Origin of the sequence: Vibrio sp. SCSIO 43136 (assembly GCF_023716565.1) — a bacterium.
In the GTDB taxonomy this organism is placed as follows: Bacteria; Pseudomonadota; Gammaproteobacteria; order Enterobacterales; family Vibrionaceae; genus Vibrio.
Genome location: NZ_CP071848.1, coordinates 2,241,918 through 2,262,313 on the forward strand (window position 1 = coordinate 2,241,918; position 20,396 = coordinate 2,262,313).

19 protein-coding genes are annotated in these 20,396 nt (G+C 46.8%); 6 read left to right on the plus strand and 13 right to left on the minus strand.

The features are described from left to right. Positions 1 to 17: 17 nt before the first annotated feature. The 8 genes from sucD to sdhC all read right to left on the minus strand — a co-directional run bounded on the left by sucD (position 18) and on the right by sdhC (position 9,610). Positions 18 to 890, minus strand: a complete 873-nt coding sequence (gene sucD / locus J4N39_RS10555) for a succinate--CoA ligase subunit alpha (RefSeq protein WP_252018976.1) — start codon at positions 888 to 890, stop codon at positions 18 to 20. Next, the gene (gene sucC / locus J4N39_RS10560; RefSeq protein WP_252018979.1) at positions 890 to 2,056 is read right to left on the minus strand and encodes an ADP-forming succinate--CoA ligase subunit beta; all 1,167 of its coding nucleotides are present in this window, start codon (positions 2,054 to 2,056) and stop codon (positions 890 to 892) included. The genes sucD and sucC overlap by 1 nt, the downstream gene beginning before the upstream one ends. A gap of 185 nt (positions 2,057 to 2,241) precedes the next feature. Further along, positions 2,242 to 3,450, minus strand: a complete 1,209-nt coding sequence (odhB, locus tag J4N39_RS10565) for a 2-oxoglutarate dehydrogenase complex dihydrolipoyllysine-residue succinyltransferase (protein WP_252018981.1) — start codon at positions 3,448 to 3,450, stop codon at positions 2,242 to 2,244. A 28-nt stretch (positions 3,451 to 3,478) separates the two neighbouring features. Then, on the minus strand, positions 3,479 to 6,289 hold the full coding sequence (gene sucA, locus J4N39_RS10570; protein ID WP_252018992.1) for a 2-oxoglutarate dehydrogenase E1 component: 2,811 nt from the start codon (positions 6,287 to 6,289) through the stop codon (positions 3,479 to 3,481). A gap of 95 nt (positions 6,290 to 6,384) precedes the next feature. Next, positions 6,385 to 7,098 (minus strand): succinate dehydrogenase iron-sulfur subunit, encoded by a 714-nt coding sequence (locus J4N39_RS10575; RefSeq protein WP_252018994.1) that lies wholly within the window; start codon positions 7,096 to 7,098, stop codon positions 6,385 to 6,387. A 14-nt stretch (positions 7,099 to 7,112) separates the two neighbouring features. Further along, positions 7,113 to 8,879: a succinate dehydrogenase flavoprotein subunit gene (gene sdhA / locus J4N39_RS10580; protein WP_252018996.1), complete on the minus strand. Its 1,767-nt coding sequence runs from the start codon at positions 8,877 to 8,879 to the stop codon at positions 7,113 to 7,115. Continuing rightward, positions 8,880 to 9,224: a succinate dehydrogenase, hydrophobic membrane anchor protein gene (gene sdhD, locus J4N39_RS10585; RefSeq protein ID WP_252018998.1), complete on the minus strand. Its 345-nt coding sequence runs from the start codon at positions 9,222 to 9,224 to the stop codon at positions 8,880 to 8,882. Further along, positions 9,218 to 9,610, minus strand: coding sequence for a succinate dehydrogenase cytochrome b556 subunit (gene sdhC / locus J4N39_RS10590; protein ID WP_252019000.1), 393 nt, complete (start codon positions 9,608 to 9,610; stop codon positions 9,218 to 9,220). The genes sdhD and sdhC overlap by 7 nt, the downstream gene beginning before the upstream one ends. A 396-nt stretch (positions 9,611 to 10,006) precedes the next feature. Here sdhC and J4N39_RS10595 point away from each other — a divergent pair, with 396 nt between their 5' ends. Beyond that, positions 10,007 to 11,296 carry a citrate synthase gene (locus tag J4N39_RS10595; protein WP_252019002.1) on the plus strand — a complete coding sequence of 430 codons (1,290 nt, stop codon included), beginning with the start codon at positions 10,007 to 10,009 and terminating at the stop codon, positions 11,294 to 11,296. A 61-nt stretch (positions 11,297 to 11,357) separates the two neighbouring features. On the opposite strand, the gene J4N39_RS10600 is transcribed toward J4N39_RS10595, so the two are convergent. Beyond that, a complete protein-coding gene (locus tag J4N39_RS10600) occupies positions 11,358 to 12,113 on the minus strand; it encodes a Nif3-like dinuclear metal center hexameric protein (protein ID WP_252019005.1) in 756 nt (251 codons plus the stop codon). Between the two features lie 59 nt (positions 12,114 to 12,172). Between J4N39_RS10600 and J4N39_RS10605 the strand changes: the two genes are divergently transcribed. Next, the gene (locus J4N39_RS10605; RefSeq protein ID WP_252019007.1) at positions 12,173 to 12,943 is read left to right on the plus strand and encodes a DUF1853 family protein; all 771 of its coding nucleotides are present in this window, start codon (positions 12,173 to 12,175) and stop codon (positions 12,941 to 12,943) included. Positions 12,944 to 12,994: 51 nt separating this feature from the next. On the opposite strand, the gene pgm is transcribed toward J4N39_RS10605, so the two are convergent. Beyond that, positions 12,995 to 14,641, minus strand: coding sequence for a phosphoglucomutase (alpha-D-glucose-1,6-bisphosphate-dependent) (gene pgm, locus J4N39_RS10610; RefSeq protein ID WP_252019009.1), 1,647 nt, complete (start codon positions 14,639 to 14,641; stop codon positions 12,995 to 12,997). A gap of 89 nt (positions 14,642 to 14,730) precedes the next feature. After that, complete coding sequence (seqA, locus tag J4N39_RS10615; protein ID WP_252019011.1) at positions 14,731 to 15,288, minus strand: replication initiation negative regulator SeqA; 558 nt, start codon at positions 15,286 to 15,288, stop codon at positions 14,731 to 14,733. Positions 15,289 to 15,483: 195 nt separating this feature from the next. Between seqA and J4N39_RS10620 the strand changes: the two genes are divergently transcribed. The 3 genes from J4N39_RS10620 (at position 15,484) to fldA (ending at position 17,185) form a co-directional block, all read left to right on the plus strand. Continuing rightward, the gene (locus J4N39_RS10620; protein WP_252019013.1) at positions 15,484 to 16,248 is read left to right on the plus strand and encodes an alpha/beta fold hydrolase; all 765 of its coding nucleotides are present in this window, start codon (positions 15,484 to 15,486) and stop codon (positions 16,246 to 16,248) included. A 96-nt stretch (positions 16,249 to 16,344) separates the two neighbouring features. Further along, the gene (locus tag J4N39_RS10625) at positions 16,345 to 16,566 is read left to right on the plus strand and encodes a DUF2788 domain-containing protein (protein WP_252019015.1); all 222 of its coding nucleotides are present in this window, start codon (positions 16,345 to 16,347) and stop codon (positions 16,564 to 16,566) included. A gap of 85 nt (positions 16,567 to 16,651) precedes the next feature. Beyond that, positions 16,652 to 17,185 carry a flavodoxin FldA gene (gene fldA, locus J4N39_RS10630; RefSeq protein WP_252019018.1) on the plus strand — a complete coding sequence of 178 codons (534 nt, stop codon included), beginning with the start codon at positions 16,652 to 16,654 and terminating at the stop codon, positions 17,183 to 17,185. A 55-nt stretch (positions 17,186 to 17,240) separates the two neighbouring features. Here the strand turns inward: fldA and J4N39_RS10635 are convergent, their stop codons facing one another. Further along, entirely contained in the window at positions 17,241 to 17,741 is a 501-nt protein-coding gene (locus J4N39_RS10635) for a DUF4442 domain-containing protein (protein ID WP_252019020.1), read from the minus strand. A 179-nt stretch (positions 17,742 to 17,920) separates the two neighbouring features. Between J4N39_RS10635 and fcrX the strand changes: the two genes are divergently transcribed. Beyond that, the gene (gene fcrX / locus J4N39_RS10640) at positions 17,921 to 18,367 is read left to right on the plus strand and encodes a ferric iron uptake transcriptional regulator FcrX (protein ID WP_252019022.1); all 447 of its coding nucleotides are present in this window, start codon (positions 17,921 to 17,923) and stop codon (positions 18,365 to 18,367) included. Positions 18,368 to 18,654: 287 nt separating this feature from the next. On the opposite strand, the gene glnS is transcribed toward fcrX, so the two are convergent. After that, complete coding sequence (gene glnS, locus J4N39_RS10645) at positions 18,655 to 20,319, minus strand: glutamine--tRNA ligase (RefSeq protein ID WP_252019025.1); 1,665 nt, start codon at positions 20,317 to 20,319, stop codon at positions 18,655 to 18,657. Between the last annotated feature and the right edge of the window lie 77 nt (positions 20,320 to 20,396).

The window sequence follows — 20,396 nt, forward strand, 5'->3', positions numbered from 1 at the left end:
TACTCAGTGTTAATAGCTTACCAGCCAGTCACTTCGCGAAGACCTTTACCAATCTCTGCTAGAGATTTCACTGTCTTAACGCCTGCCGCTTCAAGCGCTGCAAACTTGTCTTCTGCTGTGCCTTTACCACCAGAGATAATTGCACCAGCGTGACCCATACGTTTGCCTGGAGGCGCAGTAACACCAGCAATGTAAGAAACTACTGGCTTAGTGACGTTCTCTTTAATGAACGCAGCCGCTTCTTCTTCCGCAGTACCACCGATCTCACCGATCATTACGATCGCTTCTGTCTCAGGGTCTTCTTGGAACAATTTCAAAATATCAATGAAGTTTGAACCCGGAATTGGGTCACCACCGATACCAACACAAGTTGATTGGCCAAAACCTTCGTCTGTGGTTTGCTTAACTGCTTCATAAGTCAGCGTACCAGAACGTGAAACGATGCCCACTTTACCTTTCTTGTGGATGTGACCAGGCATGATGCCGATCTTACACTCATCAGGAGTGATAACACCTGGACAGTTAGGACCAATCATACGAGCGCCAGTCTCTTCTAGCTTCACTTTCACGTCGATCATATCCGTTGTCGGGATACCTTCAGTGATAGTTACGATAAGCTCGATACCTGCGTCGATCGCTTCTAAGATAGCGTCTTTACAGAATGGTGCTGGTACGTAAATAACCGTCGCCGTTGCGCCAGTAGCTTCTACGGCTTCACGAACGGTGTTAAAAACCGGCAAACCTAGGTGAGTTTGACCGCCTTTACCTGGCGATACACCGCCAACCATTTGTGTGCCATATGCGATCGCTTGCTCTGAGTGGAAAGTACCTTGACCACCGGTAAAGCCCTGACAAATAACTTTGGTTTCTTTGTTAATTAGAACAGACATTATTTGCCCTCCGCAGCAGCAACAACTTTAAGAGCAGCATCTGTTAGCGACTCAGCTGCAATGATATCAACGTCAGAATTAGCCAGTACTTCGCGACCTAGGTCTGCGTTAGTACCTTCAAGGCGCACAACGACTGGGACTTCAACACCCACTTCTTTCACCGCACCGATGATACCTTCTGCGATCATGTCACAGCGTACGATACCACCGAAGATGTTTACTAGAACGGCTTTCACATTAGAATCAGAAAGGATGATCTTAAATGCTTCAGCTACACGCTCTTTGGTTGCGCCGCCACCAACATCTAGGAAGTTAGCTGGCTTGCCACCGTGCAGGTTAACGATGTCCATCGTACCCATTGCTAAGCCCGCACCATTGACCATACAGCCAACGTTGCCATCAAGTGCAACGTAGTTTAGCTCCCACTGTGCTGCGTGTGCTTCGCGCTCGTCTTCCTGTGAAGGATCGTGCATTTCACGCAGTTTTGGCTGACGGTACATTGCGTTAGAGTCAATGTTGATCTTGCCATCCAGACATAGCAGGTTGCCTTCGCCAGTAATAACCAGTGGGTTAATTTCTAGAAGCGCTAGGTCGTATTGAGAGAACATAGTGCCAAGACCTAGGAAGATCTTAACGAACTGTTTGATTTGATCGCCTTCAAGGCCCAGCTTAAATGCAAGCTCTCGACCTTGGTATGCTTGTGGACCCACTAGCGGATCGATAGCCGCTTTGTGGATAAGCTCTGGTGTCTCTTCTGCAACTTTTTCGATTTCTACGCCACCTTCGGTAGACGCCATGAAAACGATTTTGCGAGTGGCACGGTCAACAACCGCACCTAGGTATAATTCATTGGCAATGTTAGATGCTTCTTCAACAAGGATCTTAGTTACCGGCTGACCATTTGCATCTGTTTGATACGTAACTAAGTTTTTGCCAAGCCACTTTTGAGCAAACTCTTTAACACCGTCTTTAGTGTCGTGTAGTTCTACACCGCCCGCTTTACCACGGCCACCAGCGTGTACCTGACACTTCACCACTTTTTTAGCGGTAGAAATGCGCCCTGCGGCTTCAAAAGCTTCTTGAGGGGTGTCACAAGCGTAACCTTCTGGTACTGGCAAACCGAATTCAGCGAACAGCTGCTTGGCTTGATATTCATGCAAATTCATTGTGCTATTCCATTTGTTTATCCCTAAAGGGATTTATTATTTCCATCGGGTGAATCACTTTATATAACAATTCAATAGGTCGCAAAAGAACATTGTGAACAGTTATTAATCCACCACGGTTTGTAGGGGTGTTGAGCTTTACTTGAAATAACGGGCCAACACATACGTGCTAGCCCGTGGTTCCATTACACGTCTAATAGCAGACGTGCTGGGTCTTCTAACAGTTCCTTGATAGTCACCAAGAAACCAACTGACTCACGACCATCAATCAAACGGTGGTCATAAGACAGTGCGAGGTACATCATTGGCAAGATCTCAACTTTGCCATCCACCGCCATTGGGCGCTCTTGGATCTTATGCATTCCCAAGATTGCTGCTTGTGGTGGGTTGATGATAGGGGTCGACATTAGTGAGCCAAACACGCCGCCGTTGGTGATGGTGAAGTTACCACCAGTCAACTCTTCAACCGTGAGTTTGCCGTCACGGCCTTTAAGTGCGAGCTCTTTAATGCCTTTTTCGATTTCAGCAAGGCTCAAGCTATCTGAGTCTTTAAGCACTGGCGTTACTAGGCCACGTGGCGTAGACACTGCCATGCTGATATCAAAGTAGTTGTGGTAAACGATGTCATCGCCGTCAATCGAAGCATTCACTTCTGGGTAGCGTTTTAGCGCTTCAGTCACAGCTTTCACGTAGAAAGACATGAAGCCTAGACGAATACCGTGCTTCTCTTCGAACAGGTCTTTGTACTGCTTACGAAGATCCATGATTGGTTTCATGTTCACTTCATTAAACGTCGTCAGCATTGCTGTGCTGTTCTTCGCTTCAAGCAAACGCTCAGCAACACGCTTACGCAGACGGGTCATAGGCACACGTTTTTGGCTACGAGCTGCGGCTGGCGCCTCAACTTGTGGTGCTTCTGTTGCTGCAGGCGCAGCTTTCGCTGCCGCTAGGTGCGCTTCAATGTCTTCACGAGTGATACGACCGCCAACACCAGTGCCCTTAACGTCGCTTGCTTTCAAGCTGTGCTCGGCCAGCAAACGGCGAACCGCAGGGCTAAGAGCATCGTTGCTCTCTTCCTCTAGCGATGCGGTATGGCGCTTATCAGGAGACGCTTCCGTGCTACCTGTCGTATCGACGGTTGGCTCACCAGCAACGGCACCTGGTTTTAGTTTAGCGATAAGCTGCTTACCAAGTACGGTCGCACCTTCTTCTTCGATGATCGCTTCTAACACACCGTCTTCCGGTGCAGGAACTTCCAGCACTACCTTGTCTGTTTCGATATCAACGAGGACTTCATCGCGTGCTACTGCTTCGCCTGGCTGCTTGTGCCATGTCGCTACTGTCGCATCAGCAACGGATTCAGGTAAATCTGGAACCAGAATTTCAATTGTCATGTTTATCTCGTCCTTTAAGTTCTAGTTCTTAATCTAGTGTCAGCGCGTCATTGACCAGCGCTTTTTGTTGTTTCAAGTGTACCGACATGTAACCTACAGCAGGTGAAGCCGATGCGGCGCGACCTGTGTAAACCAAACTCGCACCCTGTGGAATGGCAGCTCGGAAGTTGTGCTGGCTTGAATACCAAGCACCTTGGTTTTGAGGCTCTTCCTGACACCATGCAAATTGTTTCGCATTTACATAAGGTGCGATTGCTGCTTTAACGTCTTCCAACGGGAACGGGTAAAGCTGTTCGATACGTACGATTGCTATGTCTTCGATTTCATTGCTGCGGCGCTGCTCTAGCAAGTCAAAGTAGACTTTGCCTGAACAGAACACGACGCGCTTCACTTTTGCAGGGTCCAGAGCATCAACTTCTGGAATTGCTGGTTGGAAGGTGCCTTCTGCTAACTCTTCTAACGAAGAGGTACACAGTGGGTGGCGTAGCAATGATTTAGGCGACATGACAATCAGAGGTCGACGCATAGGACGCACAACCTGACGACGTAACATGTGGTAAACCTGAGCTGGTGTTGAAGGAACAACAACCTGCATGTTTTGTTCTGCACAAAGCTGTAGGTAACGCTCTAGACGTGCTGATGAGTGCTCTGGGCCTTGGCCTTCATAGCCGTGAGGTAGCAGCATGGTAATACCACACATACGTGCCCATTTTTGCTCACCAGACGAGATGAACTGGTCGATCACCACCTGCGCTCCGTTGGCGAAATCACCAAACTGAGCTTCCCAGATGGTCAAACCGCTTGGCTCTGCTGTGGCATAACCGTATTCAAACGCTAGCACTGCCTCTTCTGACAATACTGAGTCGTATACTTCAAACGGCCCTTGTTTGTCATGAATGTTCGCCAGAGGAACGTAAGTGCTCGCATCCTCTTGGTTATGCAGTACGGAGTGACGGTGGAAGAAAGTACCACGTCCAGAATCCTGACCTGAGATACGAATGCGCTTGCTATCGTCTAGCAATGTCGCATAAGCCAGTGTTTCCGCCATGCCCCAATCCAACGCTTTTTCACCATTCATCATGGCAGTTCGATCGTTGTATAGCTTGGCTACACGGCTTTGCAGCTTATGGCTTTCTGGGAATTGACATAAACGTGAGCCCAATTGAACCAAACGTTCTTTGTCGTATTGACTATCCCAATCACAATCCCAGTCATGGCCAAGATATGGAGACCAGTCAACAGAATGCATCGCCATTGGGCGCCACTCTTTAACCACCACTTCACCGTGATCAAGCGCATCACGATATTCATTGATGTATTGAGTTGCGACCTCAATATCGAGCTCACCACGATCGATAAGCACGTCAGCATATAGCTTACGTGGGGTTGGGTGCTTCTTGATCTTTTGGTACATCAACGGCTGAGTTGCATTTGGCTCATCGGCTTCATTGTGACCATGGCGTCGGTAACAAACCAGATCAATCACTACGTCACGTTTGAAAGTGTTGCGGTAATCAAGAGCAATACGAGTGACGAATGCAACCGCTTCTGGATCATCGGCATTAACGTGGAAGATCGGTGCCTGTACCATCTTAGCGATATCAGTACAGTACATGGTCGAGCGAGTATCACGAGGGTTTGACGTGGTGAAGCCTACTTGGTTATTCACTACGATGCGAACCGTACCACCGACATGGAAACCACGTGCTTGAGACATGTTAAACGTCTCTTGCACCACACCTTGACCTGCGATTGCAGAGTCGCCGTGAATAGTGATTGGAAGTACCATGCTGCCGTCGCTGTCTTCAAGACGATCTTGACGAGCACGCACTGAGCCTATGACTACTGGGTTTACGATTTCTAGATGCGATGGGTTAAACGCAAGCACTAGGTGAACATCACCACCTGGTGTTGCAAAGTCTGCCGAGAAACCTTGGTGGTACTTAACATCACCCGTACCCCATGTTTCGTCATGCTTACCAGCAAACTCGTCAAACAAATCTTGTGGACGCTTACCTAGAACGTTAACCAGCATGTTGAGACGGCCACGGTGAGCCATACCAATCACAACTTCACGCATACCGCTCTTACCAGCATGGCGAATTAGCTCTTTGGTTAATGGAATGAGTGCATCGCCACCTTCAAGAGAGAAGCGTTTCGCTCCAGGGAACTTAGCACCAAGATAGCGCTCAAGGCCTTCTGCTGCGGTTAGCTCATCAAGGAAATTCAGTTTTTCGTCGTCACCGAAGCTTGGTTGACCGACAACAGATTCAATACGTTGCTGGATCCAACGTTTTTGTTCTGTGTTGGTCATGTGCATATATTCTGCACCAATCGAACCACAGTAAGTCTTCTTGAGGGCTTGGTGAAGATCTTTTAGCACCATGGTCTCTTGACCAATAGCAAAAGAACCTACGTTGAAGGTCTCTTCAAGGTCATCTTCGGTGAGGGTGTGGAATGCTGGGTCCAGCTCTTCCACGGGTTTGCGTTTCCACAAACCAAGCGGGTCTAGATTCGCTGCCTGGTGGCCTCGGAATCGGTACGCATTGATAAGCTGTAATACTTTTACCTGTTTCGCATCGACATCAGGATCACTAACTTGGACATTGTAATGCTTTGTCTCTTTCGCTAATCGACGGAAGTAATCACGGACACGAGAGTGTGGCTGATCCACTACGTCTTCTGCGTAGCGCGGCAGTCCATCAAATACTCGTTTCCACTCCTCACTTACCTGATCGGGGTCACTAAGATACAGTTCGTAGAGGTCTTCTACGTAAGTTGCATTGGCACCAGCCAAGTGTGAAGACTCGAGCCATGCCTTCATCACGCCGTTGTGCATATTTTCCCTTAACCAGTTATTTTTATCATTACCGCCCAGTCATCCGCTGGGCATTGTTTATGCTGGCCGGGGTGGGCCAGCAATTCTTAGAGCACTTATACCGAGCGATTAATCAACATCGACTTGATGTGTCCAATCGCTTTGGTCGGATTTAGTCCTTTAGGACAAACACTTACACAATTCATGATGCCATGGCAACGAAAAACGCTAAATGCATCGTCAAGATCAGATAAACGTTCATCTGTTGCACTATCACGGCTATCAATTAGCCATCGGTAAGCTGCTAGTAGGCCTGCAGGACCAATAAATTTGTCCGGGTTCCACCAGAAAGATGGGCATGAAGTGGTACAACACGCACACATGATACATTCGTACAAACCGTCCAAATGAGCACGGTCTTCTGGCATCTGTAGGTTCTCACGCGCTGGAGGCAAGTCACCGTCACTGATCAGGTAAGGCTTCACTTTGGCGTAGTTATCGTAGAACTGAGTCATGTCTACGATAAGATCACGCACAACAGGAAGGCCTGGCAGTGGCCGAATAACAATGGTGTCTTGGGTCATTAGGTCAGACAAAGAGGTAATACAGGCGAGGCCATTTTTACCGTTCATGTTTAGACCATCAGAGCCACATACGCCCTCACGACATGAGCGACGGAAAGAGATGCTAGGATCTTGCTCTTTCAGCAAGATCAAGGCATCCAATACCATCATGTCCGAGCCTTCTTCTACTTCCAGCGTGTAGTCCTTCATGTAAGGCTTTTTGTCTACATCTGGGTTGTAGCGATACAGAGAGAATTTCAAGTTCATTGTCTATTCCTCCCTTAGTAAGTACGAATTTTCGGTGGGAACGCTTCACGATGCACAGGTGTCATGTTGACGTCACGCTTAGTCATCGCTTCCGTTTCCGGGTTGTAAATCGAGTGGCATAGCCAGTTCGCATCATCACGCTCTGGGAAGTCAAAGCGAGCGTGTGCACCGCGGCTTTCAGTACGGTAGTTTGCAGCCACTGCGGTCGCAAATGCTGTTTCCATCAGGTTGTCTAGCTCTAGACACTCAACACGTTGTGTGTTGAACTCGCTAGACTTATCCGCCAAGTGCGCATCTTTCAGACGCTCGCGAATAACCTTAAGCTCTTCAAGCCCTGTTGCCATTGCTTCACCTTCACGGAATACCGAGAAGCTGTTTTGCATACAAGTTTGTAGGTCTTTACGGATCTGAACTGGGTCTTCACCACCAGTACTATTTTCCCAACGCATTGTACGCGCTAGAGACGCTTCGATGTCTGACTCAGTTGCTGGGCGAGCTTCTGCTTGCGCCGCCAGTGTCTCACCAAGATGTAGACCTGTCGCACGACCAAACACCACTAAGTCAAGCAGCGAGTTGCCGCCTAAGCGGTTAGCACCGTGTACCGATACTGATGCGATTTCACCACAAGCGAATAGGCCTTGAACTTCAACATCCTCGCCTGAGGCAGTTTGCGTCAGTGCTTGACCAGAAACCTGAGTTGGAACACCACCCATCATGTAGTGACAGGTCGGGATAACTGGGATTGGCTCTTTCACTGGGTCAACGTGGGCAAAGGTGCGAGAAAGCTCACAGATGCCTGGTAGACGTGATTCAAGTACGTCTTTACCAAGGTGGTCAAGTTTCAGCTTAATGTGCGGGCCCCAAGGTCCATCACATCCACGACCTTCACGGATTTCAATCATCATTGAGCGAGCAACAACGTCACGACCTGCAAGGTCTTTAGCGTTTGGTGCATAACGCTCCATAAAGCGTTCGCCATCCTTGTTGAGTAGGTAACCACCTTCACCACGACAACCTTCAGTCACAAGCACACCTGCGCCTGCGATACCTGTTGGGTGGAACTGCCACATTTCCATGTCTTGCATTGGTACACCAGCACGTAGAGCCATACCAACACCGTCACCGGTGTTAATGTGCGCATTGGTCGTCGATGCGTAGATACGGCCAGCACCGCCAGTTGCAAGTACGGTTGCTTTAGATTTGAAGTAACAAATCTCACCCGTTTCCATGCAAAGTGCAGTACAACCCATGATTGCGCCGTCTTGGTTCTTCACCAAGTCCAGTGCATACCACTCAGAGAAGATCATGGTTTTGTGTTTGATGTTCTGCTGGTAAAGCGTATGAAGCAGTGCGTGACCCGTACGGTCAGCCGCTGCCGCAGTACGAGCTGCCTGCTCGCCACCAAACTCTTTAGACTGACCACCAAATGGACGCTGGTAGATTGAACCATCTTCAAAGCGCGAGAAAGGAAGACCCATTTTCTCAAGTTCAATTACCGACTCAGGGCCAGTTTTACACATGTATTCGATTGCATTTTGATCGCCAATGTAGTCCGACCCTTTTACGGTATCGTACATGTGCCATTGCCAGTTATCTTTATGCGAGTTACCGAGCGCCACTGTAATACCGCCTTGAGCAGATACCGTGTGCGAACGAGTTGGAAATACTTTAGATAGCAGAGCACAGCTTAAGCCTTGCTCTGAGATTTGAAGAGCAGCGCGCATACCAGCGCCACCAGCGCCGATTACGACGGCATCGAATTCACGAACAGGAATAGTCACTTAAGCACCCCACAACACAAATAGACCAGAGAAGAAATAGCCGATAAGAACGACAACCACTGCCAATTGCAGTGCACCACGCAGCATGGTCGGTTTAATGTAGTCGGTCAGTACCTGCCATAGGCCAATCCAGGCGTGAATCAAAATCGATACCAAAGCCACCATGGTGAACACTTTAGTAAAGGTATTTTGGAAAAAGCCTGTCCAAGATAGGTAGCTAATGTCGTTGAACGCACAGAAGCCAACGATATATACGGTGTAGAGAGTTAGGATGATCGCTGATGCGCGAATAAGGATAAAATCATGAACGCCGTTGCGTCCAAATGAAGAAACATGCTTTACCATACCAATACCCCCGCCAACAGTGATAGAACTGCGGTGATAGCAAATGATACTTTCGCACTTTGCGCACCAGACTCAAGTTCTTCAAAATACCCCATATCCATTGCTAAGTGACGAAGGCCACCGACGATATGGTAGGCTAGCGCAGTCAAAATCCCCCACAGAATGAAGGTTACAAAGAAGCCGTCGACAATGTCTGCTGCTTGTTTAAAACCTATTGGGGAAGATAGGGATAATGACAATAGCCATAACAGGATTCCTATTGCTACAAAAGTAATCACACCTGCAACTCGGTGCAGGATCGACGCTATAGCAGTGATAGGAAAGCGAATGGTCTGTAAATCTAAATTTACTGGTCTTGACTTTCTTTCTTTCACGGGCTTGCTCACTCAGCTCCTTTGAGCATTTATTGTTATAAACCAATCCTACTTCCAACCCATCAAAACTTAACATTAATTTAACCAAACCTGGGCAATATTCGGGCTACAAATGTAAATGATTTGTTAAAGCCCTATTGTTAAGTTTGATACTCCTCTTTTGTTCAAGCCTTGAATTTAAATGGGTTTGAGCGGGATTTTCTGCGCCACTATACGGGCGGTAACATATTAATACAATAAAGGTAACAAATTATGCTACATAGAACAGATTTTTAACTTTTTAGGCACTAAAAATTCAAACAAGTGCACACAAAAGGCCAGAAAAATTGACTTTAGCTATGTAAGCCAGTACAAAAATGACACACAAAAATATCCTGGATGGATAAATAATAAACAAAGGAGAGTGTTATGGCAGATAAGAAAGCGACCCTTCATGTTGAAGGTCTAGCGCCGATCGAGCTGCCGATTATGCAAGGTACCGTTGGTCCTGACGTAATCGATGTTCGTAAACTAGGTGGAAATGGTTACTTCACTTTTGACCCTGGTTTTCTTGCCACTGCATCTTGTGAATCCCAAATCACTTACATTGACGGCGCTAAAGGCGTGTTGCTACATCGTGGTTTCCCGATTGACCAACTAGCCAACAACGCTGATTACCTGGAAGTATGTTACATTCTTTTGAATGGCGAAGCCCCAAATCGCGAAGAGTACCAAAAATTCAAGGAAATCGTGACCAAACACACTATGGTTCACGAGCAGATCGCTAGTTTCTTCCACGGCTTCCGTCGTGACGCACACCCTATGGCGATCATGTGTGGTGTGGTTGGCGCACTTGCAGCCTTCTACCACGATTCACTAGATATCAACAACGAAACGCACCGTGATATCGCGGCGTATCGTCTACTGTCGAAAATGCCAACTCTGGCGGCGATGTGTTACAAATACTCTATCGGCCAGCCATTTATCTACCCACGCAACGATCTAAGCTACGCTGAAAACTTCTTGCACATGATGTTTGCTAACCCATGTGAAGAGTACACAGTTAACCCTGTAGTAGCGCGTGCGATGGATAAGATCTTTACCCTTCACGCAGACCACGAACAGAACGCATCTACCTCTACCGTGCGCCTTGCTGGTTCTTCAGGTGCGAACCCGTTCGCATGTATCGCAGCTGGTATAGCGTCTCTATGGGGCCCTGCACACGGTGGTGCTAACGAAGCCTGTCTGCGCATGCTAGAAGAGATCGGTTCAGTAGATAACATCGAAGAGTATGTTGCGAAAGCGAAAGACAAAGATGATCCTTTCCGTCTAATGGGCTTTGGTCACCGCGTTTATAAGAACTACGACCCACGTGCAACGGTAATGCGTGAAGCTTGCCACGAAGTTCTAACTGAGTTAAACATCAAAGATCCACTGCTTGACGTTGCAATGGAGCTTGAGCGCATCGCACTCTCGGATGAATACTTCGTTGAGAAGAAACTTTACCCGAACGTAGACTTCTACTCAGGTATCATCCTGAAAGCGATTGGTATTCCAGTATCAATGTTTACAGTTATCTTTGCGATGTCTCGTACTGTTGGCTGGATCGCTCACTGGAACGAGATGCACAGTGATCCGTTCAACCGTATCGGCCGTCCACGCCAGCTATACACTGGTGCAGCTATGCGTGACTTTAAACCACTTCATGTGCGTGAATAATCTCAAGCACTAGATACAAAAAACGGCGCATCCAGCGCCGTTTTTTTATTGCTCGTTCAGATTAAACTGGGTTGTTAATGTCGATAAATTCCACATCGAACCCATGCTCTAATTTGAGCCACTCACCTAACACTCTCACCCCATCACGTTCAGTTGCGTGATGCCCTGCCGAGAAGTAATGAATATCTTGTTCACGTGCCGTGTAAGTGGTTCGCTCAGAGATCTCCCCGGAAATAAACGCATCAAGCCCGTGGGATGCCGCCAGCTCGATAAAGTCTTGCCCGCCCCCTGTACACCAACCTAGTGTCTCGATCTTCTGATTTGACTCACTGGCAATATGTAGCGGCGTGCGCTGATATTGTTCATCAATACGCAAGCAAAGCTCTTCGGCAGTTAATGGGTTTTCTAAGCGACCAAACAGGGCAACAGACTGTTCGTGACCTTCTAACCCACCTTCAACTGTGATACCTAAACGCTTAGCAAGCTGAGCGTTATTGCCCATCTTCGGGTGAATATCGAGTGGTAAGTGGTAGGCATAGAGGTTAATGTCATTTTGGATTAACGCTCGAATACGACGCCCTTTCATGCCTTTGATTGGCTCTGACTCACCTTTCCAAAAGTAGCCATGGTGAACCAAAATTGCATCTGCTTTGTGTTCAATCGCCGTATCAATGAGCGCTTGAGACGCCGTTACCCCAGTGATGATTTTCTTTACTTCACTTCGACCTTCGACTTGAAGGCCATTTGGGCAGTAGTCTTTAATTAGGTTGGGTTTTAGTTCTTGATTAAGCAGCGCTTCCAGCTGTAAGTTGTTCATTCTGTCGTCCATCATTAGGGGCGTATCGATGAAGCTAGTATATAAACTCAGAGGCTAACGTGGAAACCTTAAAACGACTTAGTGATTGGATTATTGAACGGCCGTGTCTTTTTGACGCAGCGCAGGCCGACAACGGCGTTATTATTGAGCCCCAAGCACCATTTTCACCGATGACTATGCTTTCACAGACCAACGAAACGCTCTACCAGCGCTTTGGTTTCATCTATCAGGAGATGTGCCGCCAGCTATTTGTGAGTCACCCTAGCTATCAACTGTTAGCCGATGAGTTTCAGATTTTCTCGGGAAACTGCACCCTTGGGGCGATAGACTTTATCTTACGCAATCAAGATAAAGCGAAAATAGAACACTGGGAAGTCGCAATTAAGTTCTATCTTTTGCATGATGATCTCTGGTTTGGACCAAACGCAAATGACCGCCTCGATTTGAAGCTCGACAAAATGATTAATCACCAGTTAATGATGTCAGGCTCTGAGATATTTAAGCAGCAGTACGCTCAATTCGATGTGGCTAGTCGTCATTTGTTGATGCAAGGTCGCCTCTATATCAATCCATTTCTAGGTCAGAGTGTTCCTACTCACTGCCTTCAGCACAGACTCAATCCTGCGACTATCGATGGGTATTGGTGTTTTCATCACCAACTGGAACAAGTTGAGAAAACTCTATATACAATGGAAAAGGTAGAGTGGCCGATGGGGGCGATTCCGCTTGGCAAAAGGTACCAGCTACAGCAAAGAGTGACCCACTGTCAGACGGAAAATGGTGAGTTTTGGTTTGTAGTGCCAGACACTTGGCCGAATCACTTGTCGTAAAGATCAAAAAAAGCGGCATTACGCCGCTTTTTCTTTTCTAACATCGCACAATTACAAGCCAGCTTCCGCAAATACTTGATTTACAATCTGCTGTGCTTCTTCTTCGATTGCTTTTAGGTGCTCTTCACCTTTAAAGCTTTCACAGTAGATTTTGTAGATGTCTTCAGTCCCTGATGGACGCGCTGCGAACCAGCCGTTTGCCGTTGTCACTTTCAGACCACCGATGGCTGCGCCGTTACCTGGAGCGTGAGTCAAGCGAGCTGTGATAGCGTCACCTGCTAGTGTCTCAGCCGAAACCATTTCTGGAGATAGCTTCTTAAGCACATTTTTCTGCTCAGTATTTGCAACCGCTTGGATACGGTTGTACTTAGATTCGCCGTGTTTTGCCGCTAGCGCTTCATAGTACTCTTGTGGGTTCTTACCTGTTACCGCAGTGATTTCTGCCGCAAGAAGACAAAGGATGATGCCATCTTTGTCCGTTGACCAAGGCGTTCCATCTTTACGAAGGAAAGAGGCTCCCGCACTCTCTTCACCGCCAAAACCAAACTGACCATTGTATAGGCCATCAACAAACCATTTGAAGCCAACAGGCACTTCGCAAAGCTCACGACCAAGATCAGCCACAACGCGGTCGATCAGCGCACTCGATACCAAGGTTTTACCCACGGCAACGTCGAGGCCCCAACCTTCACGGTGGCGGTATAAGTAATCAATACAAACGGCTAGGAAATGGTTTGGGTTCATCAAACCTTTTGGTGTCACAATGCCGTGGCGGTCATAATCAGGGTCATTACCAAACGCTAGATCATAGTCGTCTTTAAGCGCCAGCAAACCTGCCATTGCGTATGGTGAAGAACAGTCCATGCGAACCACACCATCTTTATCCAATGACATGAATTGGAATGATGGGTCAACCGCTTCACTCACTAGGGTAAGGTCAAGGCCGTAAGCATCACGGATTTGACGCCAGTAATCAATACCTGAGCCACCGAGTGGATCAACACCAAGCTTAAGACCCGCTTTTTGGATCGCTTCGATGTCGATAACGTTCACAAGGTCATCAATGTAAGGCTTGACTAGGTCAACTTGCTTAAGCAGTGGAGAGGCTTTCGCATCCGCAAGAGGCATGCGCTTCACCCCTTGTAAGCCCTCAGCAATCAGTTGATTGGCACGATCTTCAATCGCTTGGGTCAACTCACCTTCCGCTGGGCCACCGTGAGTCGGGTTGTACTTGATACCGCCATCTTGTGGTGGGTTATGCGAAGGTGTGATCACAATGCCATCCGCTTTCGCATCATTGACAAGGTTATGAGTCAAAATCGCATGAGAGATACCTGGCGTTGGTGTAAAACCGTTGTTCTCTTGAACAATCACTTCTACGCCATTGGCAATCAAAACTTCAATAACACTGGTAAATGCAGGTTCAGAAAGTGCGTGAGTGTCTTTACCCACGAATAGCGGGCCTGTCGTACCCTTTTCTGCTCGAACTTCAGCTACCGCTTGTGCGATCGCTAAGATATGGTGTTCATTGAAAGAAACTTTGTCTGCCGTACCGCGGTGACCTGAAGTACCAAACTGGACTTTGTGTTCAGGGTTTGCCGCTTGAGGCTGAAGAAGGAAGTAGTTAGCCACTAACGCTGGGATGTTGTGTAGGTCATCTTGCTGAGCTTTTTGCCCTGCTCTAGGATGAATCGCCATTTTATGTCCTTATTTTTTATGGGTCACAAAAAACAAAACCTCATAATAACTGTCAAAAATGTCATTATGAGGCTTGAATTGAGTGAAGTTTAAATCGAATTACACACCTTTTCGATTAATTCACTTTGGAAACCCATCCGCTCCATCAACTGGTCCACCATTTGACGTTTGCGGTTGGTGTTATTGTTCGTGATTACCCAAAATGGTGTGGTTGGAATTTGACGAGGCTTAGTCGTTTTCCCACTCGCAAGCAGAGTTTCTTGGTCTTCTGCAAAGTAAACGCGTGTGCGGCCTTTAACTTGAGTGGCTTCTGCAAAGCTTGTCTTATTGACACTGTACAGAGTGCTAAGGACCAGTAGGAAACGATCGATGGCTTTATCTTTGGCAGCCATTTCATCAGAGATAAGTAGTGAACGCATCACTTTTACGCTATCGACAGGTTGTGAGCTGTCAGCATCCTTACTTACTACAATGCCTTGTTGAGCTGGTTTTTCTACCACCGGAGCTACTGCAGCGGCTACCGGTGCAGCGTTGTCACCATTGACGTTAAGTAAACGTCTTAAAATGTCTGACGCACTCTCACCAATATGTTGGGTTTGACCGGCAATGTAACGGTATAGATCCTCATCAACCTCAATTGTCTTCATTCGCTTTTTCACAATCTCTGTTTTTAAACTTTATGGAATTATACTAACTTTAAAACGGATGACCATTGGGTCACTCATTTTTCTTCGCTTAAATTGCCTTGTTTTACCTCTTATGTCCAATAGATCGTTGCAAAAGATCGAAACTGGCGTTTTCATGTTACGCTAATGAAAAATTTTGCTTAATAAACGTTTAAAATGTCAGCATTTCTTAATTACAAGCTTCAAGGCGAGGGCACACCCCTAGTCATGCTCCACGGACTCTTTGGTAGCTTAGATAACCTTGGGATCCTTGCTCGCGATCTTAGCCAAGATCATCAAGTGTTGAGTGTCGACCTTCGTAATCACGGCCTTTCATTCCAATCTGAGCAACATGACTATGAATTGATGGCTAACGATGTGCTCGCACTTATCCAGCACTTACGCCTAGAGAACATTACTCTGGTCGGCCATTCTATGGGTGGCAAGGTAGCTATGAAACTTGCCTCGTTGATGGGCGATAACGTGCACAAGCTAGTGGTACTCGACATGGCCCCAGTGGCTTACACCCAGGCTCGCCATGACAACGTTATTGCAGGGCTAGAGGCCGTCATCGCAGGCAAACCAACCTCTCGTAGCGATGCGATGAAGCTAATGGCTCAACACATCGAAATGGACGGTGTACGCCAGTTCTTAGGCAAATCGCTATATAAAGATGACAACCATCTTGCGTGGCGCTTTAACGTTGAGAGTCTCAAAGCCAACTATTGGAATATTCTAGGCTGGGAACCAATTGAGCCAGTGACCTGCCCTACCCTGTTTATCAAAGGGGCAAACTCTGACTATCTGACCGACGCCCATCAAAAGGCCGTCGTTGAACAATTTACCCAAGTCAAAGCTCATGTTATCGCCAACACCGGCCATTGGTTACATGCAGAAAAGCCTCAAGAAGTGCTGCGTGTGATCCGTCGTTTTGTTCAATAACAAGTTCTAGTTACCATTGTGTTATTTTGGCAATTGGCTCGGACTGGCTAACAATGGTATAGTGCGCGCAAGCAAAAATTGACAACAAGGAACGTCATGCTTTACGACTACATGCAACTGCTCGAGTCTATCGGTTTAGACTTACTCTTTGCCTCGATTTTCTTCCTAATTGGTATGGCAATCAAAGACGTGCTCAAGCAGGGGAATGTGCCGCCATTTGGGCGTCGTATAGTATGGTTGGTTCTGTTTCTAGGTTGTGCAGGATTTATCGCAAAAGGCTTAATCCAACTCAGTTGGGAAGGCAGTGGCTTAAACTGATCACGCCCGATTAAGCAATTTGGTTCAACTCTATGGTTAGGTGGTTTGGTCTACTTAACCTGTTCTATTTATAGGTATCTATTCTATGGCAAGTGTAGGACTCTTCTTTGGTAGCGACACAGGCAATACTGAAGCCGTTGCAAAGATGATTCAAAAGCAACTAAGCAAAAAGCTAGTTCACGTACAAGACATCGCAAAAAGCAGCAAAGAAGATGTTGATAACTTTGACCTGCTACTTCTAGGTATCCCAACTTGGTACTACGGTGAAGCACAGTGTGATTGGGATGATTTCTTCCCTGAACTTGAGGCGATCGACTTCTCAACTAAGCTAGTTGCTATCTTCGGTTGTGGCGACCAAGAAGACTACGCTGAGTATTTCTGTGATGCAATGGGCACTATCCGTGACATCGTTGAAGCAAAAGGCGGCACTATCCTAGGTTACACCTCAACAGATGGCTACGAGTTTGAAGCGTCTAAAGCGCTTGTTGAAGGCGACGACTCTCAATTTGTTGGTCTTTGTATCGATGAAGATCGCCAGCCTGAACTTACTGAAGAGCGCGTAAATACTTGGGTAAAACAAATCCATGAAGAGATGTGCCTAGCAGAGCTAGAAGACTAAATTTCATTTAGTTGTAAATTCAAAGCCCTCAGTGACTCACTGAGGGCTTTTTCGTTTATGCGGCCTTATCGCTTGGCACTTCACGGTACTTAGGCTTCTTACGTACGTAGAGAGTACGCTCAAGCTCTGCAACAACATCACCGCGTGCATTCTTCACATGAGTAATAAACTCTGGAAAGCACTTATCGCCACCTTCCGTTTGTTGATAGATGTCATCCAACTGCCCTTGAGAGATTTCAAACTCAGCGAATAAGTCGGTGTCACCCGGTGCAATAAAGTTGATGCTCGCCTGTTTATCCCACACAAAATACTGTTCGCGTAAGATCCCCATTAACATCAATGCATAAATAGGATCTGTCATTGAAAACATGCTGCCGCCAAACTGAGTTCGGTTGGCATTTTTGTTCCACCACCTAAGCTTTAAACGCACCTTAACCTGGCGAAAATCTTCGCTGATTGACAAGATCTTAATGCCTGCCCCCCAAAACGGTGGCCATAAGTTTAAGGCAAATCTAACGTATTTCGGTTGGTAAATTTTAGCAAGCTGTCTGTTCATAACGTCCAATGTTAAATTTTTGTAACTGGTAAGACCACAATATCCGTGATTTACACCTAATTTACAAGTACTGATTGATTAACCTCTTGAACTTCGTGGTTTAATCTTTGAAATGACTCGCCTATAATGGAAAGCAACTACGACTTCTGTATTAGCTTGCAGAACACACGGGAATCAATATGCCGGATAATAACCAAGCACTTAAAGATGCTGGACTCAAAGTCACGCTACCACGCCTGAAAATTTTAGAAGTTCTACAACAGCCCAACTGCCAGCACATCAGTGCTGAAGAACTGTACAAGCTACTGATCGATCTTGGCGAAGAAATCGGCCTTGCGACAGTTTATCGTGTACTTAACCAATTTGATGATGCCGGCATTGTCACTCGTCACCATTTCGAAGGTGGCAAGTCGGTATTTGAACTGGCCAGCCAACATCACCACGATCACCTAGTCTGCCTAGACTGTGGTGCGGTAATTGAGTTCTCTGATGACATCATTGAAGAGCGTCAAAAAGAGATTGCGGCAAGATACAACATTGAGCTGACTAACCACAGCCTTTACCTTTACGGTAAATGCACCACGGGTGATTGCAAAACTAACCCTGATGCTCATAAAGCAAAATAATCACTGATTAATAGTGATTTGAAAGGTTGGCCAAGGCCAGCCTTTTTTATTGGCTCTAGTAGAGATTAAAAAAGGCTGCCTTCTGGCAGCCTTTTGAGTACATATCTAACTAAGAATCTTATACCAATACGACTAATTATGTGATCTTGCATAGCGACGGACAGATTTTCTCTAGCAAGGAAGAAATCTTATGCCTAGCTGGGACTAGGGATACGATTTCTGACGCGGCTAGAGGAAATATGGACTAGCTAGGCTGCTCAGATAATTAGTTGGATTGGTATTAAAGATTACTTTGCTTCGATCTTCGCCCAAGTATCACGCAGACCAACTGTGCGGTTAAACACTAGCTTATCTGCTGAAGAGTCTTTGTTGTCTGCACAGAAGTAACCCGTACGCTCAAACTGGTAACCTTGCTCAGCAACGGCTTTTGTTAGTGATGGCTCAACCACCGCATTAGCCACTGTTAGTGACTCAGGGTTAATCACCGCTTTGAAGTCATCTTCCGCCGCTGGGTTTGGCACAGTGAACAGACGATCGTATAAACGAACTTCCGCAGGTACACCTTTCTCCGCAGATACCCAGTGGATAACACCTTTCACTTTACGACCATCTGCTGGGTTCTTACCTAGCGTGTCAGCGTCATAAGTGGCGTAGATGGTAGTTACATTGCCAGCTTCATCTTTCTCGATGCGCTCAGCCTTGATCACGTAAGCACCACGTAGACGTACTTCTTTACCTAGTACAAGACGCTTGTACTTCTTATTGGCTTCTTCACGGAAGTCTTCCGCTTCAATGTAAAGCTCACGAGTGAACGGGATTTCACGAGTACCCATTTCTGGTTTGTTCGGGTGGTTAGCCACCGTTAGGGTCTCTTCATCACCAAAGTTCTCGATAACCACTTTCACAGGGTCAAGAACCGCCATTGCACGTGGTGCATTCTCGTTGAGATCATCACGAATGCAAGACTCCAGTGAACCGAACTCGATCATGTTGTCTTGCTTAGTCACACCTATACGCTTACAGAACTCACGCATAGAGGCAGGAGTAAAGCCACGACGACGCAGGCCAGAGATGGTTGGCATACGTGGATCATCCCAACCATTGACGAGATTTTCAGTCACAAGTTGGTTCAGCTTACGCTTAGACATCACAGTGTATTCAAGGTTTAGACGGCTGAATTCGTACTGACGAGGTTGGCAGTCAATAGTGATGTTATCTAGCACCCAATCGTATAGACGACGGTTGTCTTGGAACTCAAGTGTACACAGCGAGTGTGTAATGCCTTCTAGCGCATCCGAAATACAGTGCGTGAAGTCGTACATTGGATAAATGCACCACTTGTCGCCAGTCTGGTGGTGAGTGGCAAAACGCACACGGTAAAGCACAGGATCGCGCAGTACCATAAACGACGAAGACATATCAATCTTCGCACGCAGACACGCAGTCCCTTCTTCAAAGCCACCGTCACGCATCTTTTCAAATAATGCTAGGTTCTCTTCAATCGAACGGTCACGGTATGGGCTATGTTTGCCCGGTTGATTTAGCGTGCCACGGTATTCGCGGATCTGCTCAGGACTTAGCTCTTCAACGTACGCTAAGCCTTTGTTAATTAGTTCTACTGCATAGCCGTATAGCTTATCGAAGTAGTTAGATGAGTAACACACTTCACCATTCCATTCGAAGCCTAGCCATTGCACGTCGTTCTTAATTGACTCAACGTATTCGATGTCTTCTTTTTCAGGGTTTGTATCGTCGAAACGTAAGTTACATTGACCCTGATAGTCCTGAGCAATACCGAAGTTTAAGCAGATGGATTTTGCGTGACCGATATGCAGGTAGCCGTTAGGCTCTGGTGGGAATCGAGTATGCACGCTGCTATGTTTGCCATCAGCCAAATCTTTATCAATGATTTGGCGAATAAAGTTTGATGGACGAGCTTCAGCTTCACTCATCTAAACACCTCTATTGTTTCGTATTGTCAGAATATATAAGGGCTAATGATCCACAAATTTGCCCTCTGACACAACTG

Bases quoted from the DNA above. Each gene is read 5' to 3' on its own strand.
- sucD (WP_252018976.1), bottom strand. From the start codon at position 890: ATGTCTGTTCTAATTAACAAAGAAACCAAAGTTATTTGTCAGGGCTTT.
- sucC (WP_252018979.1), bottom strand. From the start codon at position 2,056: ATGAATTTGCATGAATATCAAGCCAAGCAGCTGTTCGCTGAATTCGGT.
- odhB (WP_252018981.1), bottom strand. From the start codon at position 3,450: ATGACAATTGAAATTCTGGTTCCAGATTTACCTGAATCCGTTGCTGAT.
- sucA (WP_252018992.1), bottom strand. From the start codon at position 6,289: ATGCACAACGGCGTGATGAAGGCATGGCTCGAGTCTTCACACTTGGCT.
- J4N39_RS10575 (WP_252018994.1), bottom strand. From the start codon at position 7,098: ATGAACTTGAAATTCTCTCTGTATCGCTACAACCCAGATGTAGACAAA.
- sdhD (WP_252018998.1), bottom strand. From the start codon at position 9,224: ATGGTAAAGCATGTTTCTTCATTTGGACGCAACGGCGTTCATGATTTT.
- J4N39_RS10595 (WP_252019002.1), top strand. From the start codon at position 10,007: ATGGCAGATAAGAAAGCGACCCTTCATGTTGAAGGTCTAGCGCCGATC.
- J4N39_RS10600 (WP_252019005.1), bottom strand. From the start codon at position 12,113: ATGAACAACTTACAGCTGGAAGCGCTGCTTAATCAAGAACTAAAACCC.
- pgm (WP_252019009.1), bottom strand. From the start codon at position 14,641: ATGGCGATTCATCCTAGAGCAGGGCAAAAAGCTCAGCAAGATGACCTA.
- seqA (WP_252019011.1), bottom strand. From the start codon at position 15,288: ATGAAGACAATTGAGGTTGATGAGGATCTATACCGTTACATTGCCGGT.
- J4N39_RS10620 (WP_252019013.1), top strand. From the start codon at position 15,484: ATGTCAGCATTTCTTAATTACAAGCTTCAAGGCGAGGGCACACCCCTA.
- J4N39_RS10625 (WP_252019015.1), top strand. From the start codon at position 16,345: ATGCTTTACGACTACATGCAACTGCTCGAGTCTATCGGTTTAGACTTA.
- fldA (WP_252019018.1), top strand. From the start codon at position 16,652: ATGGCAAGTGTAGGACTCTTCTTTGGTAGCGACACAGGCAATACTGAA.
- J4N39_RS10635 (WP_252019020.1), bottom strand. From the start codon at position 17,741: ATGAACAGACAGCTTGCTAAAATTTACCAACCGAAATACGTTAGATTT.
- fcrX (WP_252019022.1), top strand. From the start codon at position 17,921: ATGCCGGATAATAACCAAGCACTTAAAGATGCTGGACTCAAAGTCACG.
- glnS (WP_252019025.1), bottom strand. From the start codon at position 20,319: ATGAGTGAAGCTGAAGCTCGTCCATCAAACTTTATTCGCCAAATCATT.